Source organism: Bradyrhizobium sp. JYMT SZCCT0428 (genome assembly GCF_018131075.1).
Classification (GTDB): domain Bacteria; phylum Pseudomonadota; class Alphaproteobacteria; order Rhizobiales; family Xanthobacteraceae; genus Bradyrhizobium.
In genome coordinates this window covers 1-22,103 of sequence record NZ_JAFCLS010000046.1, presented here as the reverse complement: position 1 = coordinate 22,103, position 22,103 = coordinate 1, and the positions used below count along the sequence as shown (strand labels likewise).

The window sequence follows — 22,103 nt, the reverse complement described above, 5'->3', positions numbered from 1 at the left end:
GCGCCTCACACCTTGCGGCGATCCTTGTTGGCGCGCAGGAATTCGGCGAACGCCTTCAGCGTCACGTCCGACACGTGATGTTCGATGCCCTCGGCATCGCCCTCTGCCGCTTCCTGCGGGACGCCCAGCGCCAGCAAGACATCCACCACAAGCCGGTGACGCGCGCGGACGCGCTTGGCGAGGGTCTCGCCCTTCTCGGTCAGGAACACCCCGCGATAGGGCCGCGCCGTCACGAGATCTTCCCGCTTCAACCGCGCGATGGTGTCGATCGCCGTCGGGTGCGACACGCCGAGCCGGCGCGCGATATCGGTCGGGCGCGCCTCGCCGGTCGTGCCTAACAGATCGGAGATCAGTTCGACATAATCTTCCAGAACCGCGGTCGACCGCGCCGACCGCGCTTTTCCAAAGCGGCGCGCCTGCGTTTGCTCCGTGGGGAGCGGCTGCATCGATTTGGCCCGGTCTGTCGAGGGCTTGCGCAACACGGCACCTTTCCAGGCGAATCCATCGAGAGGAGGCAGACCATGGCGTGCTGCCGACCACATTGCAAGTTGGCGGCATGTCGCGAATCCGCAACAGGCCGGCGCGCGCTTGCGACGACCGGCCGCGGCATCTTGACAGTTAACGGGGCAACATTAACATGTAGCCTTACCTACGTTTTAAGGTCGCAGCTTATCCGGACCGGTTCCTGTAGCGCGATGAAGGTTGGGGACGAGATGCGCGCTACACGAATGGCCCTGTTGGGCACGTCTGCATTTGCAATGGTATGTTTGGGCCAGACTGCGGCCCTCTCGCAGACGGCCACGCCTGCGCCATCGGCGTCTCCTGCGCCATCGGCGTCTCCGGCCGCGCCTCAGGCGCCTGCCGAACCATCCGCGCCGGCAGCCCCGGCAACGGGGCAAGCCCCGGCGGCTCCCGCTCAATCGCAGACGGCACCGCCGCAACCGGCCACCGCCGCCGGACCGCAAGACAAGCCCGCCGCCCCGGCGGAAATCGACATGCCGCAAGTGACGGTGGAGGGCCGCCAGCCCAAGCCGGCGCGGCGGGCAGGGCGCGCCGAGCCCGGCCGGCCTTCACGGGCCGTCGCCGCACCGCTGCCTGGTCCCGCCCCGGCGGCCGCGCCCGCCTCGCCCTTCAATCCGCCGTTTGCGCCGTTGTCGACGATCGGCAGCAATCAAATCCAGACCGGCAGCAGCAATGGCGGGTTCGGCAGCCTGTTCTCCACCATGCCCGGCGCGACTTCCGCGGGCCTCGCCACGGAATCGTCCCGCCCCATTCTGCGCGGCTTGTCGGACGCCAAGGTCCGCATTCAGGAGAACGGCGTCGGTGCGGTCGACGTGTCTGACATTGCGCAGGACCACGCGGTACCGATCGATCCTCTCGCGATCCAGAAGGTCGACGTCGTTCGCGGACCGGGGGCGCTCCGGTTCGGCTCGCAGGCCGTCGGCGGCGTCGTCGACGTCAACAACAACCGGATTCCGACCGCCGCTCCAGTGGGTGGGCTGGCAGCGGAACTGAGATCGGCCGTGACGAGCGTCAACAAGGGATGGGAAAGCGGCCTGTTGCTGGATGCGGGCGGTCGCAACGCCGCCGTTCACGCCGACATCTACGGGCGATCCTCCAGCGACTACAGCATCCCGAGCTATCCATATCTTGTTCCGCCAAACCCCGCGCCGGTCGGCAACGGCAGGCAACCGAACTCGGCCTCGCAAAGCGCGGGGGCGGCGGTCGGCGGCTCTTATTTGTTCGACGGCGGCTATGCCGGCGTCGCCGTCTCTCGCTTCACCAGCGACTATTTCGTTCCGGGTATCGCGACCGCGGATGCACGCCAGCACAACGATCTCGAGCAGACCAAGATTACCAGCAAGGGCGAGTATCGGCCGGATGCGGCCGCGCTTGCGGCCGTCAGGTACTGGACCGGATATTCCGAGTACAGGCATGACGAGACGGTGCTCGCCGGTCCCGGTTACGAGGGGATCACGGCCACTTTCAAGAACACGCAGACCGAGGGAAAGATCGAGCTTGAATCTGCGGCGTTCGCCACGCCGATCGGGGCGCTGACCAGCATTGTCGGTGCGCAGGGCGCCTACCAGCAACTGGATACGGCAGGCCAGGCCATCCTGCTTCCCGCCCAGACCAGAACCGCGGCGGCGTATTTCCTCAATGAAGTACGACACACAGACACACTCCGCACGCAATTGGCCGGACGCATCGAGGGCGTCGATATCGCAGGAACGGCGTTCACCTTCCCGCCGAATTTTCTGCCGCCGCCCAATGAACCGGGCAGGGCTGCAGCCAAGCTCGACTTCATGCCGAAGAGCGTCAGTTTCGGCATCATCAAGGATCTTCCATCCTATCTGGTGGCGAGCCTGACGCTGCAGCGGATCGAACGCGCGCCGCGCGCGCTAGAACTGTTCGCGCAAGGCCCTGACGGTTCGGAGAAGACCTTCAAGATCGGCAACCCGAATTTGGGAATCGAGACCGCGCAGACGGCAGAAATCGGCCTGAAGCGCATCGCCGGCGATTTCAGGTTCGCCGCCAACGCCTACTACACGTCGTACGACAAGTTCATCTTCTCGCGCGCCACCGGCATCCTGTGCCAGGAAACGTTTGCCACCTGCGGCGCCGGCACCGATTACATCCAGGTCAATTACGATCAGCGCGACGCGACGTTCCGCGGCGGCGAACTGGCCTGGCAATGGGACGTCGCACCGCTCGGGAGCGGCACGTTCGGTGTGGATGGACAATTCGATGTCGTGCGGGCTACGTTCACCGACGGCAGCAATGTTCCGCGCATCCCGCCGATGCGGCTCGGTGGCGGCGCCTATTGGCGGAACGACAGCTGGTTTGCCCGCGTCGGCCTGCTGCATGCCTTCGCACAGAACGACGTTTCGCAGTTCGATACGACGACCGGCGGATACGATTTGCTCAAGGTGCAGGTGGAGAACCGGCAGTTCTGGAAGGATTCGCCGTGGGGCGCGGTCGAGGTCGCGACTGGAATCGTCGGCGACAATTTGCTCAACGCCAACATTCGCAATGCCGTTCAATTCCACAAGGACGAGATCCTGCAGCCCGGCCGCGGGTTCAAGCTCTTTCTTAACGTCAAATACGGTGTCGACCGGCCGAGCGGAGCGCCGGGTTCGTCCTTCGGTATGGCGCGGGGGCCGGGCGGCAACATGTACTACAAATCGCCGCGGATGCTCGACGCGGCCTGGAACTGGGCCGGCATCTATGCCGGCGGCACTGTCGGGTATGTCGGCGGCAGGGCCGTTACCAGCGCGGTATTCAGCGAGGATGCGACCGGCCTGCCGTTTGACGGCGGCCGCCTGTTCTCCACGCGCGGCAGCGCGAGTATTGGCGGGCAGGCTGGATACAACTGGATATCGGGCCGGCTAGTCGCAGGCATCGAAGGCGATTTCGAATACCGCAATCAGCGCGGACGCAACATCACGACATGTCCCGGCAATGCCTGCACCGCGGCGCTGGCTCCGCTCGACGCACCCGTGACGGCAAGCCTGGATTATCATCTCGGATGGGTCGCCTCCGTTCGCGGGCGCGTCGGCGCGCTGGTTTCACCCGGCCTGCTGGCCTATGTCACGGCGGGCGTGCCGTTCGGCAAGATAACGACGTCGACGTCTGTCACAGGTTTCGATAATGCGGGTGCCGCGACGACGGCAGCTTTGACAACCGACACCTACCGTTTCGGCTGGGCCATCGGCGGCGGTCTGGAGACCCGCCTCGCGGGCAACTGGACCGGCAAGCTCGAATATCTTCACATGGATTTCGGTTCGGTGCGTTCCACGCCGGCCACCGCCGCCAACACGGCGGTCGCGTTCGACTCCAACACCAGGGTGAGCAGTGATGGGATCAGGGTCGGCGTGAACTACAAGTTCGGCGCCGGCGGGGCGATCATTGCGGATTGATCCGGTGTTGTAGCGCAAAGCCGCGCGGGAAATGGCGATTGACAGAGGCCGCCTGGTTGGCGGCCTCTGTCATAAGACTTTCAAATCCGTCTGTTCATATTTTGCCTGGCTGGCTATGGCCTCTGCCGTGGGGCAGGACAATTGATGTAGTCGGCGGGGCCGCCTGAATTTTAGAGCAAGGCAGGCGGCCCACTCGGCTCAACCGATGCCTGCTTCCCGACGCCGCCCTTGCGGACGTCTGGTGTCTGCGATTCTGCGGCCCGTTCTTGTCCGCGTTATTTCACGGTGAAGCGGATCGGCAGCCTCACGACAACCGAATCGCCCGGAAAATTTGCGGGCGGCGCCGGAAAAGGCTCCGCGCGCTTGAGCAGCGCGACCGCTTCCTCGTCGAGGGCGCTGGAGCCCGAACTGTCGATCACGCGCGCGTTGGCCACCATTCCCTTGCGGTCCAGCGCAAACGACACGCGTGCCGTCCCTTGCCGCGGCCGCGCGGCTTCCGGATAGCGCTTGTTCTTTTCGATCAAGGCGAGGACTTTGGTTCGCCATGTCACCGCCGCTTCCGAGTCTTTCACATTCGGCGCGCCCTGTGTCGGCGCCACCGCGACCGGCGCGATGCGATCAGGGACTGCCGCGGGTGCCGACGTGGTCGCGGCGGCGGCCTGCTGCTGCGGCGTCACCTCAGGCTGCGGCTTACTCTGCAGCGCCACGGCCGCATCCGGATTGGGAGCGGGGGGCAGCTCAGGTGTTTCATCGGGTGGCGTCACCTCGGGCTTCGCCATGGGCTGCGCTTCCGACATCACTTGTTCCGGGCCCGGCGCGACATCGGATGGGGTCGTCGTGGGCGCTGCCGGCAGCGGTGCGAGGTCGACCACGATCGCGCCAGAAGGCTCCGTGGTCGCGGTGTCGTCCGGATAGCGCCAGGTCGCGAGCGTCGCGGTCACGCCGGCGTAGACGCACAGCACCGCAAGGCCGCTCAACATCCAGCGTTGCAGGTCGGAACGATCTTCGGCCGCAAGCTGCATCATGGCGACGAGGCTTGTTCCAGTCCGACCAGGGCGACTTTCAGATAGCCGGCGGCGCGCAGCATGTTCATCACCTGCATCACCTCGCCATACGGGACGAGCTTGTCGGCGCGCAGGAAAATTCGGCTGTCCTTATGGCCGTTGGTGCTCGCATCGAGCACGCCGGGCAGCGCGGCGCGCCCCACGGTCTCGTTCCCGACGGACAAAGAGAGGTCCGGCTTGACCGTCAGGTAGACCGGCTTGTCGGGCCGCGGCTGCGGCTGCGCATTCGAGGCCGGAAGATCGACCGCGATGTCGACGGTTGCGAGCGGCGCGGCGACCATGAAGATAATGAGCAGCACGAGAATGACATCGATGAACGGTGTCACGTTGATCTCATGGACTTCCGCAAGATCGCCATTGCTCTGGTTAACGCTGACAGCCATCGCCGCTACTCCGCCGCTGCGAGATGCCGCCGGACGAGTATGGCGCCGCCGTCGAGGTCACGGCCGACGAGGCGGGTGATCTCCGACGACCCGTCCCCGAGCAGCGCGCGATACGAACTGATCTGGCGCGCGAACAGATTGTAGATCATCACGGCGGGTATCGCCGCCACCAGCCCGAGCGCCGTCGCCAGCAGCGCCTCGGCGATACCCGGCGCGACCACCGCGAGATTGGTGGTTTGCGACTTCGAGATCCCGATAAAGCTGTTCATGATTCCCCACACCGTTCCGAACAGCCCGACAAAGGGACCGGTCGATCCGATGGTTGCCAGCACGCCTGTGCCGAACCCGATGCGCCTGCTGGCCGCCGCCTCGATCTGCTGAAGCCGAGATGCAACCCGGGTCTTGATCCCTTCCTTGTCCATTCGGTCGGTGCTCAATTTCAATTCCGCCATCGCGCCTTCGAGCAATTGCGCAACCGCCCCCTCGGGAACCTGCCGCACGGCGTCTTCCACGTTCCTGGCGCTCGCGAGTTCGCGCAACGCGTTCTTCGCATTGCGGCGCGCCTTGATCAGCTCGATCGTCTTCGACAGCCATACCGTCCAGGTCACCAGAGTCGCAAAGACCAGACCGATCATCACGGCTTTGACGACGATGTCGGCCTGCATGAACATGCCCCAGGGGCTGAGATCGCGGGGCAGCAGCGCGACCGCGATCGCGGTTCTGTCAACTCCATCCTGTGCCGACGCCGGAAGCGATGGGAACAAGAACGGGAGCGCAAGCAAGGCGGCGCCGCGGCGAACCTTCGGGCCATCCAGAATTCCAACAAGGCCAAAGGGAAGGGCGTCGCGTCGAAGAGCTTTCCAGGATCGCATCGGTTTTGCCTCTAAGGGGCTGGGAATTAACGTATTCACCCCATTGTGTAGCATCGCCTACGTCTTGGTGCAAATGCTATAGCTTGCTGCCGCACCCTGCAGCGGCCGCGGAACGTTTTGATCACACCCGCCAGATTTTCCGTTCGCTAGGATCAAAAGGTAGGCATCTGCGTATCCTGCGTGTATTGCTATAAGGTATCAATTTATAATTGAATTTGTGCGCGCGTGCCTGTTGGCGTGACTCACGCGTCCCTCCAGGTTTTTGCAGGAACTGTGCGAAGTTTCGCGCAGGTTCGCGCGTCGCGCGGGCTGCCCCGGCGGCGCCCACGCGATCGAGGCTGCGATCGGTCCGGTTTCGCCGGTTTTTCTGCCGCAATTGTCAATTGCCGGGCTTGCCGCCGGTGGTGTAAAGCGGCGCATCGGTGCCTGCTGCGCAGGCGCCGTTTCCGCCCGGGAACCGCTTGATGACGCTGTGGTTTGTGTTCGCGCTGATGACGGTCGCGGCGATCTTTGCCGTGCTCTGGCCGTTGAGCCGCGGTTCGGCGGCGTCTGCCGGTGGTGGCAGCGAGGCTGCCGTCTACCGGGACCAGCTTGCCGAGATCGATCGCGACGTCGCCGCCGGCCTGATTGGGCCCTCGGAAGCGGAAGCCGCGCGCGTCGAGATCAGCCGCCGCCTGCTGGCGGCCGCGGATAGCAAGGACGACCTGCCGGGGCAGGCGAACCTCGGGCTGCGGCGGTCCTCGACCGTCCTGGCGCTGGTGGGACTGCCGGTCGCGGCGGTTGCGTTCTACCTTTCCTTGGGATCGCCGCAGCTCGGCGATTTCCCGCTCGCCAGCCGCAGCCGCGCCCCCGACGTCAACCAGCCGATCGACAATCTGATCGCGCAGGTCGAGGCGCATCTGGACAAAAATCCGACCGACGGCCGCGGCTGGAGCGTTCTGGCCCCGGCATTGGTGCGGCTCGGCCGCTACGACGATGCGATCCGCGCGCTGCGCAATTCGATCACTTACAATGGCGACAGCGCCGAGCGCCGGTCCGATCTCGGCGAAGCCCTGACCGGTTCGGCAGGCGGCGTCGTGACCTCGCAGGCCAAGGCCGAATTCGAACGCGCGGCAGCGCTGAACGCCGACGAGCCCAAGGCCGGCTATTTCCTCGGGCTTGCCGCCGAGCAGGATGGCCGTCGCACCGACGCCGCCGCGATCTGGCGCGCGATGCTGGCCAAGGCGCCGGCCGATGCGCCGTGGCGGCCGCTGGTTCAGGCCGCATTGGTGCGGGTCGGCGGTCCGGCGGCACCCACGCTGTCGAATGATGCGATGGCTGCGGCCAAGGACATGAACGAGGCCGACCGCGGCGCCATGATCCGCGGCATGGTCGACCGCCTCGCCACAAGGCTGAAAGAGAACGGCGACGATGTCGAGGGATGGCTGCGGCTGGTGCGGGCCTATATGGTGATGGGCGAGCGCGACAAGGCGGTGAGCGCGCTGGGCGATGCACGCCAGGCGGTTGCCAACGATGCCGAACGCTTGCGCCAGCTCAATGAAGGCCTGAAGAATCTCGGGCTCGACGGATGATGGAACCCATCATGCAGGGAACCAAAGGATTATCATGACGCGCAAGCAGCGGCGTTTGACCATGATCGGCGGTTCGCTCGCGGTGCTCGCGGTGGCGGCGGCGCTGGTGCTGAACGCGATGCGCGATTCCATCGTGTTCTTTTCCACCCCTTCGATGGCGGCCGAGAAGCAGATTCCCGCCGGCAAGCGCTTCCGCCTCGGCGGCCTGGTGCAGCCGGGATCGCTGGTGCGCGGCGACAATCTGGCGGTGAATTTCAGCGTCGCCGACGGCAGTGCCGTGCTGCCGGTTGCCTATAAGGGAATCCTGCCCGACCTGTTCCGTGAAGGGCAAGGCGTCGTCGCCGAGGGCGCGATCGACGCGTCGGGCGTGTTCAGGGCCGACACCGTGCTCGCCAAGCATGACGAGACCTACATGCCCAAGGACGTCGCCGACGCGCTGAAGAAGCAGGGGCACTGGAAGGACGATTACGGCGCCAAGCCGAGCGCTTCGGCGGCGCCAATGCAGGGGGCGCCCAAGTGATCGCGGAAGCCGGACATTACGCGCTGGTGCTGGCGCTGGCGCTGTCGCTGATCCAGTCGACGGTGCCGATCGCGGGGGCGCGCTGGGGCGATGCCGCCTTGATGAACGTCGCGCGCTCCACGGCGCTGGCGCAATTGCTGTTCGTGGCGGTGTCGTGCACGGCGCTGGTGATGCTCCATGTCAGTTCCGATTTCTCCGTCGCCAACGTGTTCGAGAATTCGCACTCGACCAAGCCGCTGCTCTACAAGATCACCGGCGTCTGGGGCAATCACGAAGGCTCGATGCTGCTGTGGGTGGCGATCCTTGCGTTGTTCGGCGGCCTCGTCGCGGCGTTCGGCAATAATCTGCCGCTGTCGCTGCGCGCCCATGTGCTGGCGGTGCAGGGCTGGATCGCGGCGGCGTTCTATCTGTTCATCCTGATGACATCGAACCCGTTCCTGCGCATCGCCACCCCGCCGATCGAGGGCCGCGATCTCAATCCGGTGCTGCAGGACATCGGCCTCGCGGTGCATCCGCCGATGCTCTATCTCGGCTATGTCGGATTCTCGATTTCGTTCTCGTTTGCGGTCGCAGCCCTGATGGAGGGCCGGATCGATGCGGCCTGGGCGCGCTGGGTGCGGCCGTGGACGCTGGTGGCGTGGATATTCCTCACGCTCGGCATCGCGATGGGCTCGTACTGGGCCTATTACGAACTCGGCTGGGGCGGCTGGTGGTTCTGGGATCCGGTCGAGAATGCCTCGCTGATGCCGTGGCTCGCCGGCACCGCGCTGCTGCATTCCGCCGTTGTGATGGAAAAGCGCAATGCGCTGAAGGTCTGGACCATCCTTCTTTCGATCCTGACTTTCTCGCTGTCGCTGCTCGGCACCTTCCTGGTGCGATCGGGCGTGCTGACGTCGGTGCATGCGTTCGCGACCGATCCGACGCGCGGCGTGTTCATCCTGCTGATCCTTTGTTTTTTCATCGGCGGCAGCCTGACGCTGTATGCCTGGCGTGCATCGACGCTGAAGCAGGGCGGGTTGTTCGCGCCGATCTCGCGCGAAGGCGCGCTGGTGCTCAACAATCTGTTCCTGACTACGGCTTGCGCGACGGTGTTCGTCGGAACGCTGTATCCGCTGGCGCTGGAAGTTCTGACCGGCGACAAGATTTCGGTCGGCGCGCCGTTCTTCAATCTGACCTTCGGGCCGCTGTTCGTGCCGCTGATGATGGCGATGTCGTTCGGGCCGCTGCTGGCCTGGAAGCGCGGCGACCTGCTCGGCGCGGCGCAGCGGCTGACGGCGGCGGGCATCGCGGCGCTGGTCGCGATTGCGGTGGCGTATGCCTGGACCTATGGCGGCAGCACCTTTGCACCGCTCGCGATCGGGCTTGCGATCTTCGTCATCGCCGGCGCGATGTGCGATCTCGCCGAGCGCACGGCGTTGTTCCGCGCCCCCTTTGCGACCGCGATGCAACGCGCGCGCGGCTTGCCACGGGCGACCTGGGGCACCGCGTTCGCGCATGCCGGCGTCGGCGTGGCGCTGATCGGGATCGTCTGCGAGACCACCTGGAACAGCGAATATATCGGCACCTTGAAGCCGAACGAGGTTGCCAGGGTTGCCGGTTACGAATTGAAGCTCGACGGCGTCACGCAGCGGCAGGGACCGAATTACCGCGAGATGATCGCGCAGTTCACGGTTCGTCTCGACGGCGAGAAGCTCAGCGTGATGACGCCGTCGAAGCGCAATTTCACCACGCGGGGATCGTCGACAACCGAGGCCGCGCTGCTGACGCGGGGTGCCAGCCAACTCTATATCTCGCTCGGCGAAAGCACGAACGAAGGCGCGGTCGCGGTGCGCATCTATCACAAGCCGCTGGTGCTCTTGATCTGGTGGGGCCCCGTGCTGATGGCGTTTGGCGGCATGCTGTCGCTGTCGGACCGGCGCTTGCGCGTCGGCGCGCCGAAGCCCGCGAAGGCTTCGCGGGCGTTGCAGGCCGCGGAGTGATCCATTGAAAGCGCTCTTGGCCTGCGTATTTGCCGCGTTCCTCTTGATCGGCTGCCCGGCGGCCTACGCGGTGCAGCCCGACGAGATCATGGCGGACCCGGGCAAGGAAGCCCGTGCCCGCGATCTGTCGCGCGAGCTGCGCTGCATGGTGTGTCAGAACCAGTCGATCGACGATTCCGAGGCGCCGCTGGCGCGCGACTTGCGGCTGCTCGTGCGCGAGCGGATTGCGGCCGGCGACAGCAATAGGCAGGTGATCGATTTCCTGGTGGCGCGCTACGGCGAATTCGTGCTGCTGCGGCCGCGGTTCAACCCGCATACGCTGGTGCTGTGGCTGTTGCCGCCGCTGGCGCTGCTGGGTGGCGGACTGGCGCTGTGGATCTACAGCCGGCGCCGTTCGAAATTCCCGGGCACGGAAGGCTTGCTCAAGCTGACGGCCGAGGAAGAGGCCCGCCTGGAGCGGCTGATCGCCAAGGAAACGTCGCCGGAAAAGCCGGCCTGAAGCCTGTACCGATTGCAAGCCGGCCGGTTCCGCCGCTACATTGCGGCCGTCAAAAACAACATCGCCAAAGGGGGAATTCGCAATGGCTCTTTCGCTCTACGACGCCAGCGTGGCGAACTATCTGCAGACCCTCGGCGCCGTCAGCGGATTCCTCGACCGCGCGCTGAGCCATTTTGAAGAGAACAACATCGATCCGGAAGCGATCGTCGAGACGCGGCTGGCAGCGGACATGCTGCCGTTCCGCTTTCAGATCATTTCCGTCGTTCAGCATTCCCGCGGCGCCATCGAGGGCGTGCAGCAGGGCCTCTTCAATCCGCCGTCGTTCAAGACCCCGTTCAACTTCGCCGGATTGCAGGCGCATGTGACGCAGGCCCGCGACGCCTTGTCGGCGCTGACGCCGGAGGCGGTCAATGCGCTCGGCGGCAAGGACGTCATCTTCGCGCTCGGCGATCGCAAATTGCCGTTCACGGCCGAAGGCTTCCTGATGTCGTTCTCGTTGCCGAATTTCTATTTCCACGCCACCACGGCCTACGACATCCTGCGCACCAACGGCGTTCCGCTCGGCAAACGCGATTTCATGGGCCGGCTGAAGTTGAAGACCTGAAGGCTGGTCTATCCCCACAGGGTCTTCCAGAGCGCCGTGCCGAGAATGCCGACATTGAGGTAGATCGTCGACGACATGCCGAAGGCGCGATACAGCGGATGGATCCGGTATCCGACCCAGAACGCAAATCGCATAACGAAGAACACGATGGCGGCGGCGGCAATGACCTTGGTCTGCCCTGCCGTCAGCGTGACGCTGAGGGCGAGCGTGCCCGCCAGGAACAGCACGTATTGCTGAAGCGTGTTGTCGAGCACGCGGCCGTTGATCTCGGTCGCGGCGTCTTCCTTGTGCAGCGTCGGATCGATGGCTTCGCTGAGAAACCGGTTGTTGCCGACGGTGATGATGCCGACCAGCAGCGGGATCGCCGCAAACGCATTGGCCTTCAGCGTGAAGGCTAATCGGCTGGCAATATCGGTGAGGCCTGCGGTATCCGGCCAAAGCCGGTAGATGCCGGCAACCGCCAGCACCATGGTCAAAACACCGCTCGCGGCTCCAATCGCAACGGTGTTCTGTTCGCGGGTCACAGTCCAGCTCCATCATTTTTCAAACAGATGCGAAATGGTCTCGCTCAGGCCCGGGCGGGACCGGTGATCGGGGCTGCCGCGGTGCCGGCAGCAAGCAGTTGCAGCACCACGAACAGCCCGTGCAGCGCCGTCGTCACGTAGCCGACGACCAGCATGTCCGCGGCGACGAAGAATTGCCAGAACACCAGGTTGGAGGTGCCGAGCAGGACATGGATCGCCACGGCGGTGAGATGCCAGGCGCGCGATGGTTCGGCGCGCCACATCTGGATGCCGATCAGGAAGGCCAGCCCGTGCGCCTCGATGAAGCCGAGACCGGAATAGGGTGCGACCGCGACGATTTTGGCGACCGGCCCCACTCCAAAGAAGATACCGAGCACGTCGCTGGAGAATCCGCCGGCGGACGCGGCAAGCAGGAAGATGGCGTTGGTGCGAAGCAGCGTTTGCCGTGACGCGGTCATGGTGATCTCCGTTTGCTGGCAAGCATCGCGGGCGGCGGCGCCTCGGCGCGCTTGCGTAACGACGGTCAAGAGTATAGTACGCACTATACATCGAGTAAAGTAGGCACTATACGAAAAGATAGTGATCACTATACCCTCCAGAAAAAGCGGGAATTCTCAAGGTCATGGATCAAAAACCGGCTCAAAAATCCCGCCTGTCGCTGGCCGATCTCGAACGCGAGACCGAAAAATTCCTCACGCCGGCCACCGCCAAGGAGAAGGCGATCATCGACGCCGCGGTCGCCCTGATCGGCGAGCGCGGCGTCGACGGCGCGACCACCGCCGAAATCGCGCGGCGCGCGGGGGTCACCGAGAAGACGATGTTTCGCTACTTCCCCTCGAAGAACGATCTGGTCCGGCGCGTGCTGTTTCCGATCATGCTGCAGCGGGGCCTGACGCGGCAGTGGGAGACGCGGGAAAGGCAGATCAAGGCGAGGGCCCCGAGTCTGAAGGACTGGTTCATCGCGGCCGCCAGCGAGGAGATGGCGATGGTGGTCAAGAACCCGGGAATCGCCCGCACCGTCACCGCGGAGATGATTCAGAACGACGATATCAGAGGCGCGATGGCCGGGCTGTGGCAGCGGCACATCTGGGAACCGATGCTCGAAAGCCTGGAGAACCTGCGTGCCGACGGCAGGCTTCGCAGCGATGTCGATGTCGAGGTGCTGGCCCGCGCCGTGCACTGCATGCATGTCGGGTATTTCCTGACGCGGTGCGTGTTCGCCCCCGACCGAAAGTGGGACGACGCCAGCGAAATCGAGAACATGGCGGATATCCTGGCCAATGGCGCCAGCAGCAAATCCGGGAACAAGTCCAGAAAATCCAGTAAATCCGGCGGCGGTTAGCGGCGCCATTGCGGCAAATGAGGGAGGCTGCAATGCCCCTCAAAACGCCACTTTCGGCCGGCGCTAAGCCCTTGGATTGCCTGCGCTAAACTGCCGCAGCCATAACCGCCTCCATTACAAAAGTTTAATTCCCTCGCCAGCGCGCGGTAAGGCGCCAGACCCCATCTTCCGTCCTGTCAGGTGCCCAGCCCCCCGCACCGTCGAATTCTGGATCTGGAGATTTCTGAAAATGACTGAACGTCCCGTCGATCTTTCCTCGCTTCCGTCCTATGGCGCCCCGCGCCGCTCGCTGTTCTCGGCGCGCAAATTCGCGCTGATGGCGTCCGTCGTCGCCGGCCTCGGCGCCGCGGTTTATGGTTTCAGCCCTTCGTCGGGCCCGGTCGATGTGTTCACCAGCGCGGCGCACGCGCAGGTCAACAACGAAGTCCGCAAGGTTGAGCGGCCGATCGGCTTTGCCGACATCGTCGAGCGCGTGAAGCCGTCGGTGATTTCGGTCAAGATCAACATCGCCGAGAAGGTTGCCAGCAAGGACAAGGACGACAGCGCCAACCGTGACGACGACTCGCCGTTCCAGCCGGGCTCGCCGATGGAGCGCTTCTTCCGCCGCTTCGGTGGACCGGATGGTTTGCCGCCCGGCCTGCGCGGTAACCCGCGTGGCGGCCGTGGCCCGGTGACCGGCCAGGGCTCCGGCTTCTTCATCTCGCCTGACGGTTATGCCGTGACCAACAATCACGTCGTCGACGGCGCCGACAAGGTCGAAGTCACGATGGACGACGGCAAGAGCTACTCCGCCAAGGTGATCGGCACCGATCCGCGCACCGACCTCGCGCTGATCAAGGTCGCCGGCCGCACCGACTTCCCGTTCGCAAAGCTGTCCGACTCCAAGCCGCGGATCGGCGACTGGGTGCTCGCGGTCGGTAATCCGTTCGGCCTCGGCGGCACCGTGACCGCCGGCATCGTCTCGGCTTCCGGCCGCGACATCGGCAACGGTCCGTATGACGATTTCATCCAGATCGACGCGCCCGTGAACAAGGGCAACTCGGGTGGACCGGCATTCGATACCGCCGGCGAGGTGATGGGCGTCAACACCGCGATCTATTCGCCGTCCGGCGGCAGCGTCGGCATCGCGTTCTCGATTCCCGCCTCCACGGTAAAAAGCGTGGTCGCCCAGCTCAAGGACAAGGGCTCGGTCGCCCGCGGCTGGATCGGCGTCCAGATCCAGCCCGTAACCGCTGATATCGCCGACAGCCTCGGCCTGAAAAAGGCGGAAGGTGCGCTGGTGGCGGAACCGCAGGCCAATGGTCCGGCGGCCAAGGCCGGCATCGAATCCGGCGACGTCATCACCGCGGTCAACGGCGAGACGGTCAAGGATGCGCGAGAACTCGCCCGCACCATCGGCGGATTGGCGCCGGGAGCCGCGGTCAAGCTCAACGTGCTGCACAAGGGTGCGGACAAGGTCGTCAACCTCACGCTCGGCCAGTTGCCGAACACCGTTGAGGCCAAGGCCAGCATCGACGACGGCGACAAGGCCAAGCCGAACAAGGGAACCGACGTGCCGAAGCTCGGCATGACGGTTGCCCCCGCCAACAGCGTGGCCGGCGCCGGCAAGGAAGGCGTCGTGGTCACCGAGGTCGACCCGAAGAGCGCGGCCGCCGAGCGCGGCTTCAAGGAAGGCGATGTGATCCTGGAAGTCGCCGGCAAGAGCGTCGCTACCGCTGGCGAAGTGCGTGATGCGATCAACGCGGCGCGTACCGACAACAAGAGCAGCGTTCTCATGCGCGTGAAGAGCGGCGGTTCGTCGCGGTTCGTGGCAGTGCCGGTAGCGAAGGGTTAAATACGAGATGGAGGGTTTCGCCGGCAACAGTCGCCCCCGCCGACGGCTCCTTCCGGGGAGCGGGTGCAAAACTCGCTCCCTCCAGCTACCTTTCGATGGAATACGCCCCCCTCTGTCGGAAGGGAAAAGGGCGGCGGGGTCCCCCAGCCTCGCCGCCCGCTTTTTCTACACGAAAGCGTTTTCGAGCAAAGTGGGCACCGGTTTGCGTGAAGAAAACGCGTCAAAACAAGAATCCAGAGCTTCGGAAACCGAAGCTCTGGGAACACAAAAAGTTGCGCGGGTTCCCCGTTGCCTTGCATCGGCATGCGCCACGCGCCATGGTGAGAAAAGGCCCACAACGTGAGCACAACCGCTTCTCAGACCGCGACCGCCTCCCAAATGCGCCTGTTGATCATCGAAGACGACCGCGAGTCCGCCGACTATCTGGTGAAGGCGTTCCGTGAAGTCGGTTACATCGCCGATCTCGCCAGCGACGGCGAGGAAGGGCTGTCGCTCGCCGACAGCGGCGATTACGACGTGCTGGTGGTCGACCGCATGCTGCCGAAGCGCGACGGCCTGTCGCTGATCGGCAGCCTGCGCGAAAAGGGCAACCGCACGCCGGTCCTGATCCTCTCCGCGCTTGGCCAGGTCGATGACCGCATCAAGGGACTGCGCGCCGGCGGCGACGACTACCTGCCAAAACCCTATTCATTCGCCGAGCTGCTCGCGCGTGTCGAAGTGCTGTCGCGCCGCCATGGCGGTCCCGCCGAGGAAACCACCTACAAGGTCGGTGATCTCGAACTCGACCGCCTGTCGCACCGAGTCGCCCGCGGCAAGGACGAGCTGACGCTGCAGCCCCGCGAGTTTCGCCTGCTCGAATATTTGATGAAGCATGCAGGGCAGGTGGTGACGCGCACCATGCTGCTGGAAAACGTCTGGGATTATCATTTCGATCCGCAGACCAACGTCATCGACGTGCATATCTCGCGGCTGCGCTCCAAGATCGACAAGGGCTTTGAGCGGCCCTTGCTGCATACGATCCGCGGCGCCGGATACATGATCCGTGACGGCATTCGGTAAACTGATCCGGACCACGGCGTTTCGCCTGACGCTGGTCTATCTGTTTTTGTTTGCGCTGTTTGCCGCCTCGCTGCTGGGCTATTTCGCCTGGAATACGCGCCGGCTGATCAACGAGCAGATCACCGCGACCGTCAACGCCGAGATCGCAGAGATCGAGATCATCTACGCTCGCCGCGGGCTGCAGGGCCTTGCCCTCACGCTCGGCCGCCGCACGCTGCGGCCCGGCGCCAACCTCTATCTCGTCACCACGCCGGCGGGAACGGCGTTCGGCGGCAATGTCGAATCGCTGTCTCCGGGCGTAATGGCCTCTTCGGGCTGGTCCGAGACGGCGTACCGCCGGCTCGACGAGCAGGACACCGCCCACCATCGCGCGCTGGTGCGCGTCACCCAGCTTGACAACGGTTTTCGGCTGCTGGTCGGACGCGACCTCGAGGAACGAAGGCGGATGTTCGGCATCGTCGCCAACGCCGCGCAATGGTCGCTGCTGGTCGTCATCGTGCTCGGTCTCGGCGGCGGCATCTTCGTGGCGCGGCGGGTGCTGCACCGGATCGACGCGATGACCGGCACCACCCAACGCATCATGGCCGGCGATCTCTCCGGCCGGCTGCCGGTGGGCCGCAGCGGCGACGAGCTCGACCGGCTCGCGGAAAACCTCAACGCCATGCTCGAGCGCATCGAGGCCCTGATGACGGGGCTGAAGGAAGTCTCCGACAACATCGCCCATGATCTGAAGACGCCGCTGACGCGGCTGCGCAACCGCGCCGAGGAGGCTTTGGCGAGTTCCGGAAGCGAGAGCGAATACCGCGCCGCGCTGGAACGGACCATCGAGGAATCCGACGGCCTGATCCGCACCTTCAACGCGCTGCTGATGATCGCGCGCGCCGAGTCCGGGCAGGCGCGCGGCAACATGGACGATTTCGACGCCGCCGACGTCGCCCGGGGCATCCACGAACTCTACGAGCCGCTGGCTGAAGACGACGGGCTGACATTGCGCGTCAGGGCCGCACCCGCAGCCCTGCACGGCAACCGCGAACTGATCAGCCAGGCGCTGGCCAATCTGGTCGAGAACGCGATCAAATACGGCAAGCCGGATCCGGCGGTGCAGCCGCTGGACGCCGCCGTGGCGGCGCGATCGAAGGAAATCCTGATCGAGTCGCGGCGCGAGGGCGATTCCGTGCTGCTCAGCGTCACCGATCATGGCCCCGGCATTCCCGAAGGCGATCGCAAGTACGCGGTGGAACGGTTCGTGCGGCTGGAAGCCAGCCGGACGCTGCCCGGTTCCGGCCTCGGCCTCAGCCTGGCCTCGGCGGTCGCAACCCTGCATGGCGGCGAATTGCGGCTCGGCGATGCGCATCCGGGCCTGGTCGCGACGCTGGCCATTCCGGCGCGCGCGGCCTCCGGTGACAGGCTTGCGGCTCAAACGCAGGATGTGCCACAGAAGGTGGCATGAACTCATCCGCGCCGGGCAACGCGGAAGGACAGGGCCTCGCCGCGCGCTTCGTGGACGGGCCGCATGTCTCCGCTTCCAGCAATGCCGAACAGATATTTTCAGCCTGGCTCTCCGAACTGGAGCCGGCGCAGTCGGCTGCGCTCGAGGCCGTGCTGGCGCAGCCGTTCGCCAGGCGCATCCTGCTCGGGATCGCGGAATTCTCGCCCTATCTGTTCGATCTGATCCGCGCCGACGCCGCGCGGCTGATCCGCCTCTTGGCGTGCGACCCGGAGTCGCACCTTTCCACGCTGATCGAGAAAACCACCAACGACGTATTCAATGCGGCCAGCGAAGCCGACGTGATGCATCTGCTTCGCCGCATGAAGGCGGAAGCCGCGTTGATGACCGCGCTGTGCGACATCGGCGGGGTCTGGCCGGTGATGCGGGTGACGGCGGCGTTGACCGATCTCGCGGTCGCTTCAGTGCAGGCGGCGTTGCGGTTCCTGCTCCGCCAGGAGGTCGTGCGCGGCCGGATGAATGCAGCCAACCCCGACCGGCCCGAGGAAGGCTGCGGCCTGATCGTGCTCGCGATGGGCAAGATGGGCGCTGGCGAACTGAACTATTCCAGCGACATCGATCTGATCGTGTTTTTCGATCCTGCTGCGACCTCGCTCGTCGCCGACATCGAGCCGGCGCCGTTCTTCGTGCGCGTCACGCAGGCGCTCGCACGGATTTTGCAGCAGCGCAGCGGTGACGGCTATGTGTTCCGCGTCGATCTTCGCCTCCGGCCCGATCCCGCCTCGACTCAGGTCGCGATGTCGACCGACGCGGCGCTGCATTATTACGAGCGGGAAGGGCGTACCTGGGAACGCGCCGCGATGATCAAGGCGCGGCCCTGCGCCGGTGATCCCAGGGCCGGCGAGGCGCTGATTGCCGAACTCGCCCCGTTCGTCTGGCGCAAGCATCTCGACTTCGCCGCGCTCGCCGACGTCCACGACATGAAGCGGCAGATGCAGACCTATCGCGGCCAGAGCGAGATCTCGGTCGAGGGCCACAACGTCAAGGTCGGGCGCGGCGGCATCCGCGAGATCGAATTTTTCGCCCAGACCCAGCAATTGATCGCAGGCGGCCGGCATCCGCATCTGAGGGTGAGGCCGACGCTGCAGGCGTTGCAGGTGCTGGCGACCAGCAACTGGATCACGTTTGAGGCGCTGGAAGAGCTCACCATCGCCTACGAATATCTGCGCCGCGTCGAACACCGGCTGCAGATGATATCCGACGAGCAGACCCATGCGCTGCCGGACGACCCTGATGCCGTGGCGCGTTTTGCAAACTTCTTCGGCTATGAGAGCCGCGCCGCTTTCGCGAAGGATTTGCTCGGTCACCTCAACATCGTGCAGGGGCACTACAGCAAGCTGTTCGAGGGCGACCCGACCGGCACCGTAAAGCTGCCCGACGTCAATTACGGCGCGGGTCCGGAAGACAAGCGGCTGCTCGACCATCTCGGCTCGCTCGGTTTCAAGAAGCCGATCATGGTCGCAGGCACCCTGCAGCAATGGATGGCGGGCGATTATCGCGGGCTGCGCAACGAGGCCACCAAGAGCGCGTTCATCGAATTCATCCCCGGCCTGATCGACGGCCTCGCGCACGCCGAAGACCCCGATGACGCCGTGACGGCGTTCGACCGTTTCCTCGGCGCGCTGCAGCGCGGCGGGCGGTTGATCTCGCTATTGAGCCAGAACCGCGATCTCGTCGCACTGGTGGCGCTGATCCTCGGCGCGGCGCCGCGGCTCGGCGACATGCTGGCGCGCCAGCCGCAGATCATGGACGGCTTGATCGACCCTCGTTTCTTCGGCGCGATGCCGGACCAGAAGGAATTGTCCGCGCGCCTCGCGACGACATTGAAGGACGCGGATTCCTACGAGGACTTCCTCGACCGTCTCAGGTTGTTCGGCCAGGAAAGCCTGTTCCTGATCGGCACGCGCATTCTTTCAGGCACCGTGTCGGCGCAGCAGGCCAGCGTCGCCTTTGCCGATGTTGCCGAAGGCATCGTGAACACCGTGCATGGCCTCGTCACCGACCAGTTCGCGACCCAATACGGCAGGATCAAAGGGCAGGAGACCGCGATCCTCGCGATGGGCCGGCTCGGCAGCCGCGAAATGACGGCGTCTTCCGATCTCGATCTGATCCTGCTCTATGATTTTGACGAGGAGCATCCGGATTCCGACGGCGAACGGTCGCTGCACGGCGCGCAGTATTTTGCGCGGCTGACCCAGCGCCTGATCTCGGCCTTCACGACGCGGACCAATTACGGCGTGCTCTATGACGTCGACATGCGGCTGCGCCCGTCGGGCCGCGCCGGCCCGGTGGCGTCGCGGATCGATTCATTCGCCGACTATCAGGAACGCGAGGCCTGGACCTGGGAGCACATGGCGCTGACGCGGGCGCGGGTGATTTCGGCGTCCCTTGCGTTCCGCAAGAAGATCGAGGACATCATCCGCGGCGTTCTGGTCCGCTCCCGCGATCCCGCCAGCACGGCGACCGACGTCGCCGACATGCGCCGCGCCATCGCGCTGGAAAAGGGCGAGGACGACATCTGGGACCTGAAACTCGCCGCCGGCGGCCTCGTCGACATCGACTTCATCGCGCAATATCTGCAGCTCGCTTACGCGGCTCAGAAGCCCGAAATCCTCAGCGTCTCGACGCTGCAGGTGCTCGACAACGCCGCCCGGTCAGGCGTGCTGCCGCAAGCCGAAGCCGAAGTGCTGCGCTCCGCGACGCGGCTCTATCACGACCTGACCCAGATTCTGCGGCTCTGCGTGAACGGCAAATTCAACCCGGAAACCGCAGGCGAAAATCTGCAGCGCGTGATGGCCCGCGCCGGCGACACCCCGGATTTCTCGACGCTGGCGGCGAGGGTGCGGGAGACCGAGGCCGAGGTGCGACGGGTGTTTATGGCGCTGGTGGGTGGGGGGTAATTCACAGGATACGCGATGCGTCGTGGATTCGCTAAGCAGCAACCTTTTGTTGGCCATGGAAATCCCGCGCATCATTTGGCGGGAAGGCAGTACTAATACTGGGAAGCGCCAAACTGCCTGCGAGTGCCTTGTGTTCCCGCCACAGTAGGCGCAACACCTCTTGGGCAGGGGGAAGTCAAAAATGCGAAATCTCGGGATCGTGGTGCTTTGCACCGCGCTGGCTGGCTGTGCGTCGAGTTCATCTGATATCATGCCGGCCTACGTCTCGCCGGTCGCGTATCAGAGTTATACGTGTCAGCAACTGGCTCAGGAAGCACAGGCCGTTTCAACGCGGGCCGCTTCGCTATCGGGCGTTCAGGATCAAAAGCGAACCAACGACGGCCTGGCAACCGCTGCGGCCGTTGTCATCTTTTGGCCAGCCGCTTTTTTCGTCGGCGGCGACAAGCAGACCGCAGCCGAGCTTGCCCAAATGAAGGGGCAGATGGTTGCCATTGAACAAGCTGCAAACATCAAGAAGTGCGGCATCCAATTCCAGGGGCCGCGGCCACCGGGGACATGAGTCGACCATGACCGGCGATGAATCAAGGAATCTCAAGGTCGGTAGTCGCATTCGCTGGGGTGCAGATGAAGGCGATCAGGCAACCGTCACGGAGAGGAATTGGTCGAGCGTATCCCTTAAATGGGATAATCGGGCTGAACAGTCCATTTTGCACAATGACATGAAATTGGCGTTTCTCATTTCAAGGAAATGATAGCTGTATCGCCAAATCGACCCAGGCTGCGCTTTTTCCCGACCCGCCGCCGCTTGTACAAATTCGCACAGGATGAGCAATATTGATCAGCGTCTTGGGGCGGCCAGCGTGCATATTGGCGGGATCACCACCTAGGAGGCAGCGAATGAAAATCATGACGCAAAAAATCAGGGAGCATACGTGCTCCGCCTGCAAGGGAACGGGCTTCCCCGTGGTGAAGCAGCCTGTGCTGGCAATCCGCAGAATCTATCCGGCCAAGTGCGTGGCCTGTACCGGCAAAGGAAAAATTACCGACGCTGATTGAGGTGTCTTGTACGATACGCAATTGCCGATCGGGAATGACGCAAAAAAGGCGAGCGCAATCAACAAAATTTGCCCGACGGGCAAATCAGTTCCGATTTACAGAAATCAGTGTCAAGTCCAAAATTTCCGAAAATCAAAAATATTTTCCTTTCCTTCGACCCCAAATCACCTGCACATCAATAGCCATCCCGTCCCACTCAGAGGGGCGTTGGCCATCGTCACAACGAGGGGCGGGTTGCGGTGGACGCTGATGTTGCGATTGACGGTCGCGGCTGATGCGTACGGTGAAGGCGTGTGGTCCTGGCGCCCGTAACGGCGTCAAGTCTTTCGGGAGCTAACGCTTCCGAGGGGTGACGGTGGCAATAGAGGCCGTCTCACCGGGGAGAGCGCGTTATAAGCCGTAAAGCCATTGCGCAGGGAATGTCGGATGTTCTCCGCTGCCCTGTATGCTCATGTGCAGCATTCTTATG

Annotated in this window: 20 protein-coding genes; 14 read left to right on the top strand and 6 right to left on the bottom strand. The window is 64.4% G+C overall.

Going from position 1 to position 22,103, the window contains the following annotated elements:
• Positions 1-5: 5 nt before the first annotated feature.
• Positions 6-482, bottom strand: a complete 477-nt coding sequence (mntR, locus tag JQ575_RS34110) for a manganese-binding transcriptional regulator MntR (protein ID WP_312010846.1) — start codon at positions 480-482, stop codon at positions 6-8.
• Between the two features lie 513 nt (positions 483-995).
• Between mntR and JQ575_RS34105 the strand changes: the two genes are divergently transcribed.
• A complete protein-coding gene (locus JQ575_RS34105; RefSeq protein WP_212037569.1) occupies positions 996-3,920 on the top strand; it encodes a TonB-dependent receptor domain-containing protein in 2,925 nt (974 codons plus the stop codon).
• A 275-nt stretch (positions 3,921-4,195) separates the two neighbouring features.
• On the opposite strand, the gene JQ575_RS34100 is transcribed toward JQ575_RS34105, so the two are convergent.
• Genes JQ575_RS34100 through exbB form a run of 3 tightly spaced genes read right to left on the bottom strand, consistent with a single transcriptional unit; the run spans position 4,196 to position 6,239 of the window.
• On the bottom strand, positions 4,196-4,945 hold the full coding sequence (locus JQ575_RS34100; protein WP_212037568.1) for a TonB family protein: 750 nt from the start codon (positions 4,943-4,945) through the stop codon (positions 4,196-4,198).
• On the bottom strand, positions 4,942-5,367 hold the full coding sequence (exbD, locus tag JQ575_RS34095; RefSeq protein WP_192734306.1) for a TonB system transport protein ExbD: 426 nt from the start codon (positions 5,365-5,367) through the stop codon (positions 4,942-4,944). Before exbD ends, JQ575_RS34100 begins: the two co-directional genes overlap by 4 nt.
• A gap of 5 nt (positions 5,368-5,372) precedes the next feature.
• The gene (exbB, locus tag JQ575_RS34090; RefSeq protein ID WP_249167091.1) at positions 5,373-6,239 is read right to left on the bottom strand and encodes a tonB-system energizer ExbB; all 867 of its coding nucleotides are present in this window, start codon (positions 6,237-6,239) and stop codon (positions 5,373-5,375) included.
• Positions 6,240-6,703: 464 nt separating this feature from the next.
• Between exbB and ccmI the strand changes: the two genes are divergently transcribed.
• From ccmI to JQ575_RS34065, 5 genes are all read left to right on the top strand, one after another.
• Positions 6,704-7,810 (top strand): c-type cytochrome biogenesis protein CcmI, encoded by a 1,107-nt coding sequence (gene ccmI, locus JQ575_RS34085; protein WP_212037564.1) that lies wholly within the window; start codon positions 6,704-6,706, stop codon positions 7,808-7,810.
• A gap of 34 nt (positions 7,811-7,844) precedes the next feature.
• On the top strand, positions 7,845-8,330 hold the full coding sequence (gene ccmE, locus JQ575_RS34080; protein WP_212037562.1) for a cytochrome c maturation protein CcmE: 486 nt from the start codon (positions 7,845-7,847) through the stop codon (positions 8,328-8,330).
• Positions 8,327-10,309, top strand: a complete 1,983-nt coding sequence (locus JQ575_RS34075) for a heme lyase CcmF/NrfE family subunit (RefSeq protein ID WP_212037561.1) — start codon at positions 8,327-8,329, stop codon at positions 10,307-10,309. The genes ccmE and JQ575_RS34075 overlap by 4 nt, the downstream gene beginning before the upstream one ends.
• A 4-nt stretch (positions 10,310-10,313) precedes the next feature.
• On the top strand, positions 10,314-10,808 hold the full coding sequence (locus tag JQ575_RS34070; RefSeq protein ID WP_212037560.1) for a cytochrome c-type biogenesis protein: 495 nt from the start codon (positions 10,314-10,316) through the stop codon (positions 10,806-10,808).
• 82 nt (positions 10,809-10,890) lie between these two features.
• Positions 10,891-11,412 carry a DUF1993 family protein gene (locus JQ575_RS34065; protein ID WP_212037558.1) on the top strand — a complete coding sequence of 174 codons (522 nt, stop codon included), beginning with the start codon at positions 10,891-10,893 and terminating at the stop codon, positions 11,410-11,412.
• Positions 11,413-11,420: 8 nt separating this feature from the next.
• Here the strand turns inward: JQ575_RS34065 and JQ575_RS34060 are convergent, their stop codons facing one another.
• Together JQ575_RS34060 and JQ575_RS34055 are read right to left on the bottom strand one after the other, a co-directional pair.
• On the bottom strand, positions 11,421-11,936 hold the full coding sequence (locus tag JQ575_RS34060) for an MAPEG family protein (protein WP_212037557.1): 516 nt from the start codon (positions 11,934-11,936) through the stop codon (positions 11,421-11,423).
• A 44-nt stretch (positions 11,937-11,980) separates the two neighbouring features.
• Positions 11,981-12,394: a hypothetical protein gene (locus tag JQ575_RS34055; protein WP_212037555.1), complete on the bottom strand. Its 414-nt coding sequence runs from the start codon at positions 12,392-12,394 to the stop codon at positions 11,981-11,983.
• Between the two features lie 164 nt (positions 12,395-12,558).
• Here JQ575_RS34055 and JQ575_RS34050 point away from each other — a divergent pair, with 164 nt between their 5' ends.
• The 8 genes from JQ575_RS34050 (at position 12,559) to JQ575_RS34015 (ending at position 21,634) form a co-directional block, all read left to right on the top strand.
• The gene (locus tag JQ575_RS34050) at positions 12,559-13,278 is read left to right on the top strand and encodes a TetR/AcrR family transcriptional regulator (RefSeq protein ID WP_212037553.1); all 720 of its coding nucleotides are present in this window, start codon (positions 12,559-12,561) and stop codon (positions 13,276-13,278) included.
• A gap of 229 nt (positions 13,279-13,507) precedes the next feature.
• Positions 13,508-15,112: a Do family serine endopeptidase gene (locus JQ575_RS34045; RefSeq protein ID WP_212037552.1), complete on the top strand. Its 1,605-nt coding sequence runs from the start codon at positions 13,508-13,510 to the stop codon at positions 15,110-15,112.
• Between the two features lie 378 nt (positions 15,113-15,490).
• Positions 15,491-16,171 carry a response regulator transcription factor gene (locus JQ575_RS34040; protein WP_192734724.1) on the top strand — a complete coding sequence of 227 codons (681 nt, stop codon included), beginning with the start codon at positions 15,491-15,493 and terminating at the stop codon, positions 16,169-16,171.
• Complete coding sequence (locus tag JQ575_RS34035; protein ID WP_212037550.1) at positions 16,155-17,621, top strand: ATP-binding protein; 1,467 nt, start codon at positions 16,155-16,157, stop codon at positions 17,619-17,621. The genes JQ575_RS34040 and JQ575_RS34035 overlap by 17 nt, the downstream gene beginning before the upstream one ends.
• A complete protein-coding gene (locus tag JQ575_RS34030; RefSeq protein ID WP_212037548.1) occupies positions 17,618-20,578 on the top strand; it encodes a bifunctional [glutamine synthetase] adenylyltransferase/[glutamine synthetase]-adenylyl-L-tyrosine phosphorylase in 2,961 nt (986 codons plus the stop codon). Before JQ575_RS34035 ends, JQ575_RS34030 begins: the two co-directional genes overlap by 4 nt.
• Before the next feature lie 181 nt (positions 20,579-20,759).
• Positions 20,760-21,137 (top strand): hypothetical protein, encoded by a 378-nt coding sequence (locus tag JQ575_RS34025; RefSeq protein WP_212037547.1) that lies wholly within the window; start codon positions 20,760-20,762, stop codon positions 21,135-21,137.
• Between the two features lie 7 nt (positions 21,138-21,144).
• Positions 21,145-21,330, top strand: a complete 186-nt coding sequence (locus JQ575_RS34020; protein WP_212037546.1) for a hypothetical protein — start codon at positions 21,145-21,147, stop codon at positions 21,328-21,330.
• A gap of 145 nt (positions 21,331-21,475) precedes the next feature.
• Positions 21,476-21,634, top strand: coding sequence for a hypothetical protein (locus JQ575_RS34015; RefSeq protein WP_212037544.1), 159 nt, complete (start codon positions 21,476-21,478; stop codon positions 21,632-21,634).
• Positions 21,635-22,103: the final 469 nt, after the last annotated feature.